The organism is Thioalkalivibrio sp. ALJ2 (assembly GCF_000378325.1).
Classification (GTDB): Bacteria; Pseudomonadota; Gammaproteobacteria; order Ectothiorhodospirales; family Ectothiorhodospiraceae; genus Thioalkalivibrio.
On record NZ_KB899558.1, the window covers coordinates 67,367 to 81,894 of the forward strand.

The 14,528-nt window shown below is 58.7% G+C and carries 6 protein-coding genes; all 6 read left to right on the plus strand.

The features are described 5' to 3' along the window. The first annotated feature begins 256 nt into the window (after positions 1 to 256). The 6 genes from F468_RS0110845 (at position 257) to F468_RS14520 (ending at position 14,477) form a co-directional block, all read left to right on the plus strand. Positions 257 to 1,441, plus strand: a complete 1,185-nt coding sequence (locus tag F468_RS0110845; protein ID WP_026296532.1) for an integrase arm-type DNA-binding domain-containing protein — start codon at positions 257 to 259, stop codon at positions 1,439 to 1,441. 2,426 nt (positions 1,442 to 3,867) lie between these two features. After that, positions 3,868 to 6,987 (plus strand): anti-phage-associated DUF499 domain-containing protein, encoded by a 3,120-nt coding sequence (locus F468_RS0110855; RefSeq protein WP_018995154.1) that lies wholly within the window; start codon positions 3,868 to 3,870, stop codon positions 6,985 to 6,987. A 10-nt stretch (positions 6,988 to 6,997) separates the two neighbouring features. After that, the gene (locus F468_RS0110860) at positions 6,998 to 7,642 is read left to right on the plus strand and encodes an anti-phage-associated DUF3780 domain-containing protein (RefSeq protein WP_018995155.1); all 645 of its coding nucleotides are present in this window, start codon (positions 6,998 to 7,000) and stop codon (positions 7,640 to 7,642) included. A gap of 2 nt (positions 7,643 to 7,644) precedes the next feature. Then, positions 7,645 to 10,653 carry an anti-phage-associated DUF1156 domain-containing protein gene (locus F468_RS0110865; protein ID WP_018995156.1) on the plus strand — a complete coding sequence of 1,003 codons (3,009 nt, stop codon included), beginning with the start codon at positions 7,645 to 7,647 and terminating at the stop codon, positions 10,651 to 10,653. A 3-nt stretch (positions 10,654 to 10,656) separates the two neighbouring features. Next, complete coding sequence (locus tag F468_RS0110870) at positions 10,657 to 13,428, plus strand: phospholipase D-like domain-containing anti-phage protein (protein WP_018995157.1); 2,772 nt, start codon at positions 10,657 to 10,659, stop codon at positions 13,426 to 13,428. Positions 13,429 to 13,688: 260 nt separating this feature from the next. After that, positions 13,689 to 14,477, plus strand: coding sequence for a hypothetical protein (locus F468_RS14520; protein ID WP_155997846.1), 789 nt, complete (start codon positions 13,689 to 13,691; stop codon positions 14,475 to 14,477). Positions 14,478 to 14,528 lie beyond the last annotated feature (51 nt).

Genomic DNA, 14,528 nt, shown 5'->3' on the forward strand with positions numbered 1-14,528 from the left:
GAACCATCATTTTCGATATCTCGGGTTCGAATCCCGATACCGCGGGGGCCAGATGTGCGAAAGGGGCCACTTGGGGCCCCTTTCTGGATCTGGCGGAGAGTGAGTCCGTCGATTTAGTGTCCGTGGAGCACATTAACGTCCTAATTCGCACTATTTGTCAGTTACTTGTGGCACAATTGGGTCCGAAGAGGTCCGCCGAGTTCCAAATTCATTGGGGGACTCTGTGGGGGACCATAAAGCAGGATAAGGACTCCACATGGCGCTCCACAAGCTAAGTGCACGGAAGGTAGACGCAGCCGCGCCCGGCAAGCATGAAGATGGCGGCGGCCTGCGCCTTGTCGTATCGCCAACGGGAGCCAAGAAATGGGTACTACGCGTAACCATCCGGGGCAAAAGGCGAGAGATGGGACTCGGCACCTATCCCGACGTAACGTTGGCCACCGCCCGGGATGAGGCCGTGCGTTTCCGCTCAATCGCCAAAGCCGGCGGCGACCCCATTGCAGAACGCACGGCAGGAAAACGGCAAACGCCTACCTTCACCTCGTGCGCCGCCCAGTACATCCGAAGTCAGAGGCACGGATGGCGAAACGCGAAGCACCAGCGGCAATGGGTACGGACACTGAAGACCTACGCGCGACCGGTGATCGGCAAAAGGCTAGTGAACGAAATCACCACCGAAGACATTCTCCAGATCCTCTCACCCATCTGGACAACCAAGAATGAGACAGCCAAGCGCGTGCAGGGCCGCATTGAGAACGTCCTGGATTTTGCCGCCGCTCACGGCTTCCGAGCCGAAAGCAACCCCGCACGGTGGCGCGGCCACCTGGACAAGCTCCTGCCCAAACCGACCCGCGTCCGCTCCGTCACTCATCACCCCGCGATGCCCTACTTCGACGTTCCCGCGTATATGGACGAGCTCCGGAGCATGGACGGGATTGCACCCAAGGCCCTCCGCTTTCTGATCCTCACCGCCACTCGAACCAACGAGGTACGATTTTCCACATGGGGCGAGATCAACCTGACAGACGGGACATGGATCATTCCTGCCGGCAGGATGAAGAGCCGTCGCGAACACCGCGTACCGCTCGCATCTGAAGCTATGGAAATCCTGGACGAACTGCCAAACCTACAGGACAACCCCTATCTCTTCCCCGGAATGCGCGAACGTCGCCCTCTATCCAACATGGCACTCCTGAATACAATGCGCAGATCTGGGTTTGGTGTGGGAGGTGTTCGCGGCAACTACGTACCACACGGCTTCCGATCGAGTTTCCGGGACTGGTCTGGCGAGGTTTCCTCCTTCCCACGGGATGTCGCCGAAATGGCGCTCGCGCACGTGATCCAGAACAAGGTGGAAGCAGCCTACCGTCGAGGCGACCTGTTCCAAAAGCGGCGCACAATGATGCAGGAATGGGCTGACTACCTGACCACCCGCGATTAGCACCGGCGCTACCGACGATCTCGAATCGACCAAGAAAAAACCCCGGCGCAAGCCGGGGCTGAAGGGAATGGATCAAGCTATTCCGCCTAACATCCGGAATATCGTGTCCGCGTACTGCTGTTGCTCTTCCGGGGAATATCTCCCGGCTGGTAGCCAGATCTCAGATGAGATCCACTGGTCGTCGTCATCATCCAGGTGCAAAACGAGTTGGATCTGGATGCCCACCTGCCTCCAGTCATCACTCGGAATCCGTCGGTCATAGACACTGATCCCATGCGCCTTGAGCTGGGCGGCGAATGCATCGGCCCTCCCACTGCTCAGCAACTGAGCACGAGCCAATCGCTCGACGAGTTCCCTGCGGGGGTGGGAAATGCCACGCAGTGACGATGATTCATTTGAACGCAAGCTTCTCATGAGTACTCCTCGGTTTGGGGGTTCATCCCCCTATGGAGGCCTCAGTGACAGCAGCCCTTACGAAACGGAAAAACCCGGGCAATGATGCCCGGGTTCGAATATGAACCTCCTGTTGGTCCGATGGTGAATTAAGCGGGTGCCAGCCCGCCAAGCGTCCTGGTTTACGTGCAGGTGCCAGCCTGCAAAACCGTTCAGTTGAATGCCTCTTGCTATACCAATCGACGGAAAATACCCGTCGCTTCCGCTGGTTCCTTTCGAGTGCCATCCTGGCTCCAGAGTCGCTTCGGTCATATCGCGACATCCGTCTGACTCTACTCAGAACCGCTCCCCTCCTTGCCTCTCGTCGGTGCCACCCGAGTCGAAGAGGGTTAGGAGTTCCCGCGTTAGCTAGCCTCTACTGCGCGAGCAATCGCCACCGTGCTCCGTCATCCAGATAACTAGTGCTATGCACCTCACCTCGCCTTTCGGTCGCGGTTTTCGGGGGGCCGAGATTCCAAAGCGCCTCCCCTACTCCCGGATCACTTCAACGCACATAACCAGGGCCCTCAGCCCATGGCTACTACTCGCTCTGCATAGCACCGTCCTGCGGTGCATTTACACGTTTGAGCTATACATCGACCTTCGCGGCTTGCGCCAGGAAGTGCCGCCGACCCGAGTTTTCACCTGGTCGGCTCAATACCGTTTCCGGCACTGCTGAAGCCATCGTGTGCAGCACGCGTTCGACTCTCTCGAGCCGCCCGCGGGGCGGACTGATTACCGCCTTTCGTCGACTAGCAGGGTCTTCTCCTGTCACCAGGAGCCCCGTTTCCGCGTCGCCCAAACTCACCCTGGGATTGGGTCGAACAGCGCATTGCAGCACTGAGCGCCCATCGCATCGCAGCGAGCCCAATTACGGGCACTGCGCTACAGCAGAACAAGCTATCCGGGTGGCGCCCGAATGCTTGTTGGTACAGCAAGCGGGGTGGCAGCCCCGAACTTCATGGGGGCTGGCACACCCGGCATTCACTCACCCTATGCGGAGTTGCGTGACAGCCATCGGAATCTCTAGACCTCCACACACAGCGTCCTGCGCGTAATCAGTTCTTATCCGATCACAGAGGTGTCATTCAGGCCTGCATAAGGAGAGCAGGAGTCGTCGTTGTTCTCCTCGCTCCCGCGGCTGGTTCACAACGTCTCCTTCGAGTGCGGCCGCCAATACCCGACGGCCTATGGACAACAACACGGAGGTAGCGCATGCATTCGCGTAAGACAGTAGTGATGCAGCGGCTTCAGGATCTGGTCAGGGTGGGATACAGGTACTGGACCAGCGGGACAATCCCTGCCGACAAGGTGAAGCACCTGAGGGTCAAATTTGACGAGAAATATGGAACAGAGGCGGACAGGGTTCGGCGGCAGCGTAGAAAACGACATGGAGTCGGGAATGCGTACCTAGTCGTCTGGTGCCCCAAGGGCTCAGTTCGAGCACGCTGGTGGTTACTGGCGGAGGACGGACACGCCGCTCTGGCGGTGGAACAGATGAACGATGCGGGCGAGCGCCCGACTCGCCTTACGATCGCGTCGGAGGTCGCCGGCACTGAACCAGACTACGAACTGGTACGAGTAGACGGACGCTGGACCTGGCGGCTTACCGAGTTCGCGATCAGTCGATGGCGCCGACGGATCCGAGAAGCCGTCACCGAGAAGGATCGAGAGCGACGCGCTCAACTGTGGCGGCAATTCTGCTGGTCGATCAGGCGAATGCCCGGGTTCCGAGGAGTTCGCCAGGGTGCCTGGGACGTTATCCGGCGAGCACGTGGCGAGTGGAAGCGTCACTGTCGCGGGGCGGCGCCATGCCAGCCTTCACTGCCAAGGTACTTGCGTCGCCTACCGCACCGCGTCGAGTAAAGCTGAAGCGTTGGCGACAAGCATTGGCGCCGCATGGTGTGCCGCCGCAGTCGGGTCGGAGCTTGAGATGCCGATAATGCATAATGCGGCGCATTACCGGAATCCCAGTCTCAAGGCCAAGGAATATCATGCTGAAGACCGTCAAAGACGCGTGCGACCTGCACCCCACGACACTCGGCTACCAGAGCGCGGAAGGTGTTGAAGAGCTCTCATCGACCATCTCCAGTGATGACAGAGGCACCGCGTTCTTCCAGCGCAACTACATGACTCGTGGCATGGAGGCCCTTCTGGACGGAGGGCTCCGCCGTCTGGCTGGCCAGAGCGGCCAAGCGGTCTTCGAGCTGGCGCAGGCGATGGGTGGGGGTAAAACCCACTTGATGAGCGCGCTGGGCCTGTTGGCGCGCTTCCCGGAGCATCGATCAGCAATCTTGCCCGAAAACACCCAGGAAGCAGTGGGTGATGTGACCGCGCGGGTCGCGGTGTTCGACGGGAGGAACAGCCATCCGAAGCACCTTTGGGGCACGCTGGCCGAACAGCTTGGAGGCCAGGCCACGGAGGTCCTCCGGCCCTTCTGGGAGGACAATGCCGCCCCCGGGAAGGATGATTGGCTGCGTGCCCTGGGTGACGAGCCAACGCTGATCCTGATGGACGAGATTCCTCCGTACCTGAAGTACATTTCGACTCGCACGATGGGCGCGGGAACCCTGGCCGATGTCGCCACTCGTGCGGTGGCGAACCTCTTCGAAGCGGCGCTGGCGAAGAAGAACTGTTGCGTCGTTCTTTCTAATCTCGTCAATACATACACCGACAACTCGGGGCAGATCGGCAAGTTGGTCAAGGACCTTCAGGCAGAAGCGAACCGGCAAGCCACCTCCATCACCCCTGTATCGCTAGACGGCGACGAGGTGTACGCGATCATCCGCAAACGTTTGTTTTCCGAGATCCCGGATGAATCCACGATCGGCGAGGTAGCAGAGGCATTTGCAGAGCAGGTGCGAAAAGCCGAGGACAGCGGCTATTTCAACGCCCGCTCCCTCGTTCAGATCGAAGAAGAGATTCGCACCACCTACCCCTTCCACCCGAGCTTCAAACACCTCGTTGCCCTATTCAAGGACAACCCCAATTTCCGCGAAACACGCGGGTTGCTCGAGTTTTCGGCCCGCGTCGTGCGCTCGGTGTGGAATCGCGACAGCAACGACGTCTACCTGATCGGCACCCAGCACATGGACCTGAACGACCCGCTGGTCTCCAGCCAGGTTGACGGCATTAATCGCGGCCTGAGAAACGCCGTAGCACGCGATGTAGCGGATAACGGGGCGTCCCACGCCGAAGCGATTAATGATCACCTGAACAGCGATGCGGGCACTCAAGTCGCCAACCTGATCCTTTCCGCTTCGCTCTCCGAGGCGGTTCACGGGCATTCCGGCCTGCATGAACATGAGGTCATCGAATACCTCATCGACCCGCAACGAAAGGCCGAGGAATTCAAGGCGGCAATCACCGAACTGCGAAAGACCGCGTGGTATCTGCATACCGACGCCAGCGAGAACCTGCTGTTCAAGGACACGGAAAACCTGATCAAACGGCTCCAGAAGGACGCCGACAACCTGCCTCAGGACCGGGTGGACGATCAACTGCGAAAATGGCTGGAGCGGGCGCTAGAACCTCGTTCGAAACAGGCGTACCAGAAGGTCCTGGTGATGCCGTCACTGGATGCAATTGCCGAGGAGATCAAGCATGGCCGCGTGCTGGTCGTAGCGAAACCCGACGGCAGCACGCCATCGGAGGACATCCAGCGGTTCTTTGACAGCGTGGAGCACAAGAACAACCTCCTGGTCCTGACGAGTCACGACAGTCATCTCCTTGGCGATGCAGAATCGCGTTTCCGCGAACTACTGGCCCTCAAGCGCATTCAGAAGGACATCCAGCGTGGCGGCAATGAAGCCCAGATCCGGGAGGCTGGGGACCTGAAGGAAACTACCGAAGAAGGGTTCATCCAAAGCATCCAGAGCGTGTTCAACCGCCTGTACTACCCGGGTACGGAAGGATCGCTGGACCCGGCCACGATCGACAATGGGCTGAAATTCGGAAAGGACGAGCAGGCACCCGAAGCGCAAATCGAGAAATATCTCGCCTCAACACGGTGCGACCAGAAGCTCATTACGGACCTGGATAGCGAAATCGACTCTGTGATCTCGATGGCTGAGGCGATGCTCTGGCGTGAGGGCCAGAAGCGCGAGCCGTGGAAAGATATCCGCATGCGTGCGGCGGCAAAACCCGAGTGGCCCTGGCTACCGGGAAGCAAGGGCCTCGACCAGGTCAAGGCCAGCGCGCTGGGGCGGGGTATGTGGCGCGAAGGTAGCGATGGCTATATCGAGAAAGGGCCTTTCGCGAAGGATAAAACCAGTGTCAGCGTGACCACGAAATCCACGGACGAGGCGACCGGCGAGCTAATCCTCCAGATTGTACCCAAACACGCCGGGAATACGCCTCGGGTTCACTATCGAACCGACGAGGAGGTCTCCGAACAAGATCCAGTGGCGGACAACCTCGAAGAGTTCCGAACGGCCGAGCCGACCCTGTATTTCCTGGCGATCGACCCGGACGGCAAGCACGAAACCGGTGATGCCACGCTCTGGAAGGCACCGATCAAGATCCGGCATGAAGTCCATAGCAAACCGGATCATCGCGTGGTCGAGCTTCAATCGACACCCAAGGCGGATCTCTACTACACCACGGACGGTTCCGGCCCGCGCGAGGGGTTTGAGTACACCGGTCCGTTCCCGATTGAGGACGGCCGTGTCTTGGTTCAGGTCTACGCCAAGGCCGGGGCAGCCGAGCAGACCGAGAAGTTCACGATCCAGCCCAGCGGCGACGACGATGGGCGCCCGGAGATTGATCCGCACCAACCCGTTCGGCTTCAAAACTCCAAGGTTCGCTTGGATACAACCCAGTCAGTCTTTCAAGTCCTCGTGGACTTCAAGGACCGGAACGTCAGCTTCACTCAGGTAAGGCTACAGGTTGGTGAGGGCGAGGAATCCATTGAGGTGAACTTCAACTCGCGGGCGGTCACGCCAGCGGTAATTGAGTCGACCATCGAATCTCTGCGAAAGGCCACTAACGATTCAGATGCCGAGGTTCAGATGTTCATTCGCAACGGCGGCGGAGACTTCGCCACGGGCGAGGACCTCAAACGCTTCGCGGAGATTGCTGGCCTTCAACTCAAGCACGACAACGTGAGCCAATAGGAAGGTTGTCATGGCCGCTGCAATGGAACAGGTGGAGTCGATGCCCAAGGGCAAAAAGACCAAGCAATATGCGCACGACACGGCCGGTTTCGGGGTCCCCAAGACGCTGGCACCACACCACTTCGTGGTCGAGATCCCGCGCGGCAATAGCCAGCCCGTTCTCATTACCGAGGACCTGGGTGTCGCGGGCGAAGCTCGCGGCCACGAAGTTCTGGACCGCGTGGTGGTCCCACGCCGCAACTGGACCGAAATCCAAGTGGCGGTAAAACGCGCATTCAATGAGCGTCTCAAGACGCATGACCTTGCGCCGTCGCAGTGGAAGGTCGGCACGACCCCCGTGGACCGCATGCTCGGCAAGGAGCTGTGTGTGCTGGCTTGGGCCATTGAGGACATGCCCCCGGAAGATGTGCCCTACGCGCTGCGGAACTGGCTCGCACTGCGCCCGGAAGAACGCTGGTGGCTGTTCGACATGGTCGCGGCCACCGTTGGTGGCCCGAATGGAAAAGGTCGCGGCTGGCGTATGGCGCTTCGGTACGCCCTAGGGGATACCCCCGAGGCCACCGTGCGCTCGGCGCGCTTCGGGGACGAGTCGAAATCTTCCATCAAGGCCAAGTCGGAACCAACCTTGGGCCTGTTCACGGATGACAAGGAATAAGCATGGACGCGAAGCAGGCCAATCTTGAACCCCTAAGCCTCAAGGACGCTCCGACGCTGATCGAGCGGGTATTTCCGGCGCAGAAGGTGTCGGCGGAGGCGCAAAAGGAGCGGAAAGCTGGACCTGGTAGCAACCTCACAACCTTGGGTTCCTACTGGAAGGGGCGCAAGCCGCTGATCATGGTCCGGGCCATTGTTCTCGCCAGCCTTCTGCCGGCGACCGAAGATGTGGAAGCCGACCTCGACATCTTCGAGAAACTGATGGCGATGGATGACGCGGCCTTCGGACGCCGGGAACCCAAACTGACCCCATGGGAGATCGCTGAAAAGGGCATCCTGCAAAACCCTTCGGTCTTCTTCGATTTCACGATCTCCGGCGATCAGATGGACGAGGACGACATCCGATATCTGTCCTTTCCGATCAAGCGAGATGATCATCCCGGCCTAAACATTCGCTGGAAGCGTGGGCTAGATGCAGATGCGAAGGCTGCGGTTCTTGTTCAGGCCATGGCAGGCATGCCCTACGAAGATAAGGTCGCGATGACCCGGCGCCCGGAGGAGGTGGATTCGGACACCCTGTACAGCCCCATCTGGCCGGAGGTGAACAAGCATTTCGGTCGTTTCGGGATCGAATCCCATTCCCACGACGAACTGGTTGAGCAGCTTGGCATCCTCCGTTACGGCCGTCGTCCGCGTGTCGGGGATACCTTTTGCGGCGGGGGCTCCATCCCATTCGAGGCAGCTCGTCTAGGCTGCGACGCGTATGCCTCGGATCTCAATCCCATCGCCTGCATGCTGACTTGGAGCGCCTTCAACATTATCGGTGCCGACGAGAATCAGCGGGCGCAGATCGAGCAGGAGCAACAGAAGGTTGCCGATGCCATCGACACCGAGATCACCAGCCTCGGTATCGAGCACAAAGAAAACGGGGATCGGGCTAAGGCCTACCTCTATTGTTTGGAGACTCGCTGTCCAGAGACCGGCTGGATGGTGCCTGTGGCGCCAAGCTGGGTGATCTCCAAGAGCCGCAATGTGGTCGCGAAACTCGTCCCCAATCGTCAAGAACATCGCTTCGACATTGAAGTCGTCACTGGTGTATCGACTGCGGAAATGAAGGCAGCCGAGAATGGCACTTTGAAGGACGGCAAGCTGGACTACGAACTGGACGGAAAACGGTACACGACGCCCATTTCCACGCTACGCGGTGACTATCGTGACAAAGACGGGGTTCGCCGCAACCGGCTCCGACAATGGGAGCTGCACGACTTCAAGCCCCGGGAGGATGACACCTTCCAGGAACGGCTTTATGCCATCCAGTGGATCAAGGCCGGCACCCTGGATCGCTCACGTCCCGAAACCTACTTCGCCTCGGTCACGGACGCCGATCTGGCGCGCGAGCGCAAGGTGGAGCGCATCGTCTCCGAGAACCTGGCGGACTGGCAGGAGCAAGGCCTGGTGCCGGATATGTCCATCGAATCTGGCGACAAGACGGATGAGCCGATTCGTACGCGCGGCTGGCGGTATTGGCATCAGTTATTCAATCCGAGACAGATCCTTCTCCACGGCCTGCAACGCAAACATTCAACGGCCGTAACTTATCCTAACTCCGCGAATGCGTTGAACTGGAATTCGAAGCTGAGTCGCTGGGACTCGTATAGAACCGGAGAAGTCAAAGACACTTTCTACAGCCAAGCAATTAACCCCTTGGCTACCTATTCCGCACGAGGGTGGTTTTATCAAAGCTACATGCTTCGTCCTTACTCATTTAACGCGCCAATCCGATCCGAACATGCAGAGGTATATAGCGAACCAGCCAATCAGCCATCTAGGAGCTCGGATATCTGGGTAACCGACCCTCCCTACGCGGATGCCGTCCACTACCACGAGATCACCGAATTCTTCATCGCCTGGCTGCGCAAGAACCCCCCCGCCCCCTTCGACGAGTGGAACTGGGACTCCCGGCGAGCACTGGCAATTCAGGGCACCGGAGAGGATTTCCGTCGCGCCATGGTCGAGGCCTACTCCGCTATGGCCGAGAACATGCCGGAAAACGGCCTCCAGTGCGTAATGTTCACGCACCAGGACACGAGCGTCTGGGGCGACATGATCTCGATCTTCTGGGCAGCCGGACTTCAGGTTGTCGGCGCTTGGTACATCGCCACCGAGGCGAGCACCGCCCTGCGCTCCGGCGCCCACGTCCAGGGAACGGTCACCCTGATCCTACGCAAGCGCGGCGAGGGTTCCGGCGAAGCCTTCAAGCGCCAGCTCTTCCCGAAGATCCGCAAAGAGGTCGATACACAGGTCTCGGAGATGATGCGCCTCAATGACCAGGCCAAGGCACACGGGCGCAGCGTGTTCAGCGACGCCGACCTCCAGATGGCCGGCTACGCCGCTGCGCTCAAGGTGCTTACCGGGTACACGAGGATCGACGGCAAGGAGGTCAATAGCTTTGCCCTCCAGCCCAAGCGTAAGGGCGAGAAGAACGTGGTCGACGAGATCGTCGAATACGCCTCCGAAATCGCTAACAATGCGCTCATTCCCGAAGCGCTGAAAGCAATCAACGAGGATACTTGGGAACACCTGTCGCCCATCGAGCGCTTTTACGTGCGGCTGCTGGCCATCGAAGCAGACGGCCAATTCAAACTGGACAACTATCAGAATTTCGGAAAGGCGTTCCGCGTGGACTATCAGCCATTGATGGCATCCATGAAGGCAGACAAATCCCGCCTCAAAGGTGCCGAGGACTTTAAAGGCCGGGAGCTGCTGAACGGCGATCTGGCCGGAACTCGCCTCGGGGAGGTTCTGCTGGCAATCCGCGAGCTGATGGATGACAAGGACCCTAAGACGGTGCTGGCGGAGATGCAGTCGAACCTTGGTGCCACCTACATCCCACAGCGCCCCCATCTGATGGCCATAGCCGAATTCATTGCCAAAATGGTCGCTGAACGGCGGCCCGAAGAAGCAGAAAAGGCAGAGATACTCGCGAACCGGATTCGGAACGAGGGCTGGTAAGGTATGACGGAGTCTCCGATCCGGCGCTACTCCACCCGACAGGACCCGATCGATGTGACGGTCCTGACAAACGAACTGCAACGGGCGCGGCGTTACGACCGGATCGCGGGGTACTTCACCTCGTCACTGTTCGAGATCGCAGGGGAGCAGCTATCCCGAATCGGGCAGGTGCGCATCGTCTGCAATGCCGATGTGGCCGCCGAAGACCTTCAGGTCGCCAAGAACCGGGAGGCGGCGTTGCTCGGCCGGCTCCACGAGGACCCAGGTCTGGACGCGCTGCTCCACCAGGATCGCTATCGTCTTCTGGATGAGTTCCTTCAAGCGCACCCCGATGCGATCCGTGTAGTGCCCAACACGGTCTGCGGCCTAGTCCACGGGAAAGCCGGGGTGATCGAGCGCGAGGACGGCAGCCAACTGGCATTCATCGGCTCGATGAACGAGACCCGCATGGGCTGGAAGGGCAACTACGAGATCCTCTGGTCGGATGAATCGTCCGACGGGGTCAAGTGGGTGCAGGACGAGTTCGACTGGCTTTGGGAGCGATCAACCCCCCTCCCCCGCGTCGTACTCCAGGAGATACAGCGCCGCTCGAAGCGCGTCGAGGCCTTGATCGATGATATCGAAGACCCCGAAGACATTGGGCCTGCGGCTGTCGTCGAATCGCCGATGTATCAGGAAGGGTTCTCTCTGAGCCCATGGCAGCGCTCTTTTGTCAGCGAAGCACTGAAGCACCGGGAATGGTTCGGCGTGGTCCGTCTACTTCTGGCCGATGAAGTCGGCCTTGGCAAGACGCTCTCGCTGGCAACGGCGACCATTGTGCTCGCCCTGCAATCCCATGCGGATAAGAGCACGCCGAAACGACGCCGGGCCAAGCCTATCGCGATCTTCGCGCCCGCCACTCTCACCGAGCAGTGGCAGGTCGAGTTGCTGGACAAGCTCGGCATTCCGGTAGGCCGCTGGAGTTCTTTCCACAAGGCATGGATCGACCCGCAAGGCCACATCGTCTCACCGAAGGGGCCAGAAGAGATCGCTCGTTGTCCATTCCGGATCGGGGTGGTCTCGACGGGGCTGCTTTCCCAGCCCACGAGGGAGCGCGAGATCCTGGAGAACCTCCAGTTTGAGACCGTGGTACTGGATGAATCGCACAAGGCCCGTGAGCGCCAGGGGCTTGGCAAGGGCGCAGGCGAAGCCAACGTGCTGCTTCAGTACGCCCGCCGGTTTGCCCAACAGGCCGACAACGTTTTGCTCGGCACCGCCACGCCCATGCAGACGGAGATCGCCGACCTGTGGGGTCAGCTCGGAGTTCTGCACCAGGGTAAAGGCCGGTTTGTTCTTGGGACCGATTTAAGCCCTTGGCATAGACCGGATCGCGTGATCCCGTTGCTCACGGGCCAGGAACAGCCGCTCGATTTCGAAGACGCCTGGTCCTACCTGCGCTCGCCTATCCCACCTACGGACAGTTCGCCGTTTGCCAGTTATCGGCTGATGAACGAGAAAATCCGGCGGGATCTCGAGATGAAGCTCCACGAATTTGAGCCACCCCGCAACACATCTGCGGCCGATCTGGATCGCGACACCAAAGAGAAGATCGAAGACGAACTCGAACGCCGAATCCACGGGACCACTTTTTTCCAACGACACAACCCAATCGTGCGGCATGTGGTCCTGCGCAAGCGAGCGGACTTGGAGGAGAAGGGCCTGCTTCAGAGGGTCGGGGTGATTCTCCACCCTGCCCCTGATCGAGTCACGCAAGAAAGTGGGTATTACGCGCTTTTCGAAGGCAATGCGCTGCGTACCCGCGACGCCTTCGACAATGCCTATGAAGCGGCAAACCGATTCGGCAAGGCTTACGGGCAGCGCAAGCAAGCCGCCGGATTCATGACCAACCTCATGCGCCAACGGCTCTGCTCCAGCCCTTATGCCGCTCGCACGACGGCCGAGAAGCTACTTAAGGGACAGGAACTCGAAGAGGATCTTCTGGAGGATGGAGAAACCGAAGTCGACATCCCGACCGACGAGGAGCGCGATGCCCTGACGTACCTGATCGAACAGGTGGACCTTCTGGGTGGCGAGGACCCGAAAGTCGCCGCCGTGCGCCACTACCTTGCAGACGAAGGCTGGGCCGACCTGGGATGCATCATCTTCTCGCAATATTACGACACCGCCGCATGGATCAGCAGCCAGGTTGCGGAGCTATTCCCAGATGAGCCGATTGGTCTCTACGCTGGTGCAGGCAAAAGCAAGCTCATTCGCGGTGCGCAATCCACTTCGGCGGATCGAGAAAGCCTCAAGCGGATGGTCAAGGAGCGTGAAATTCGGCTCATGGTCGCCACAGACGCAGCTTGCGAGGGCCTCAACCTCCAAACGCTCGGCACGCTGATCAACGTCGACCTCCCGTGGAACCCGGTCAAGCTGGAACAGCGAATCGGTCGAATCAAGCGGTTCGGACAAACCCGCGACAACGTGGACATGCTCAATCTGGTGTACCAGGACACGGTCGACGCCACGATCTATGACCGCCTCTCTGAGCGCATGCAGGATCGCTACGACCTGTTCGGTTCCCTTCCCGACACGATCGAGGACGAATGGATCGAAAACGAAGAACGGATGGCTGAAGAGATGGACAAGCGAATCGAGAACCGGAAGAAGGTCAATGGCTTTGACCTCCGTTACAACGACAGCGTGCTAGTCGCGGGAGACGATCCTTGGAGGGACTGCACAGCGGTCCTGTCCCGTACCGAGCTGGACGATATCATGCGCAACTCGTGGTCATAGCGAATCGAAGTACCAATCGTTTCGTAACGGGCTAAGAACAGGTTCTACCAACCCCGATCTGAACCACTCGCAATAACGCACTAAGCAGTTGCGTCGTTCTCGTGCCCACTACAAAACTATCGAACGATTCTCCTGACTTCCCAAGAAACGATCCACTCCTTAATGGTTGCATTATCAAATAATATTCTCGACATAGCGCCAGCCGCAGATAAACCACCCTGCATCGCCAAGGAACAAACACAAAAGGAAAGATTACCAAGATGAACAAGCAATGGGAAACTGACAATTGCGCGGAAATGCGCGCCCATTACACAGTCTACTCCATTCCGCAAGCCGCCGCCCTATGGTGCGGAATACCCGAAAATGAAGTCCTAGATATTCTCAACGAAGCCCAACAAATCTCTCAAACAGGGATTGGCAGGAGTATCTGGCGACATCCTTCAGTGGGTTGCCTGGAGCCGAGAAGCCGCGCAATTGCTGAAGCCATCGAGAGCGGTGAGATTCCACACGGCCGCGAGGACGGGAGACCCGTAGCTCCAGGGGAACACGTCGCACACGAGCGACGCCACTTTTTTGGTCGCGACTTAAGAAACTGGATTAAAGAAGCGTTTCCACTTGAAAAACCTGAGTTCCTCTTTTACGAGATTGAACGCAATACTACCTCCGACCTGACTATTGACAGCTACAACTCACTTAAAGCAGAAAACGAAATGCTGACCCGAAGAATAGAAAAGGCGGAAGAGGAATTTAGAAGTCTAAGGTCCGAGAAAGAGGAACTCGAAAAAGAGGTAGAGTCGCTGAGATCCCAATTCGAAGGAAACGAGCCACCAGAAGCCCGATCCGAGGTCGCGTACCAAATACTTATAGGCGCTCTCGTGCAAACCGTACTGGGCGACGGGCCAAAAACAAAAAAGCACCTGAAGTTAAAAAACCAGACCGCACTTATTAATTTTTTAATTGAAGAATATCCGAAAAAATTCGGGATATCCCAGAGAAACCTAGAGAAGAAATTCCCTCTCGCCCGAACCGTTCTCATGCAAGCTACATAGTTCCGCAATTGCGGTTTGGAGAGCCGCAATTACGATGTTTACTGCGGGAAG

What these genes read in the sequence shown, in the direction of transcription:
- F468_RS0110845 (WP_026296532.1), top strand. Translation starts at nt 257, where the DNA reads ATGGCGCTCCACAAGCTAAGTGCACGGAAGGTAGACGCAGCCGCGCCC.
- F468_RS0110855 (WP_018995154.1), top strand. Translation starts at nt 3,868, where the DNA reads ATGCTGAAGACCGTCAAAGACGCGTGCGACCTGCACCCCACGACACTC.
- F468_RS0110860 (WP_018995155.1), top strand. Translation starts at nt 6,998, where the DNA reads ATGGCCGCTGCAATGGAACAGGTGGAGTCGATGCCCAAGGGCAAAAAG.
- F468_RS0110865 (WP_018995156.1), top strand. Translation starts at nt 7,645, where the DNA reads ATGGACGCGAAGCAGGCCAATCTTGAACCCCTAAGCCTCAAGGACGCT.
- F468_RS0110870 (WP_018995157.1), top strand. Translation starts at nt 10,657, where the DNA reads ATGACGGAGTCTCCGATCCGGCGCTACTCCACCCGACAGGACCCGATC.
- F468_RS14520 (WP_155997846.1), top strand. Translation starts at nt 13,689, where the DNA reads ATGAACAAGCAATGGGAAACTGACAATTGCGCGGAAATGCGCGCCCAT.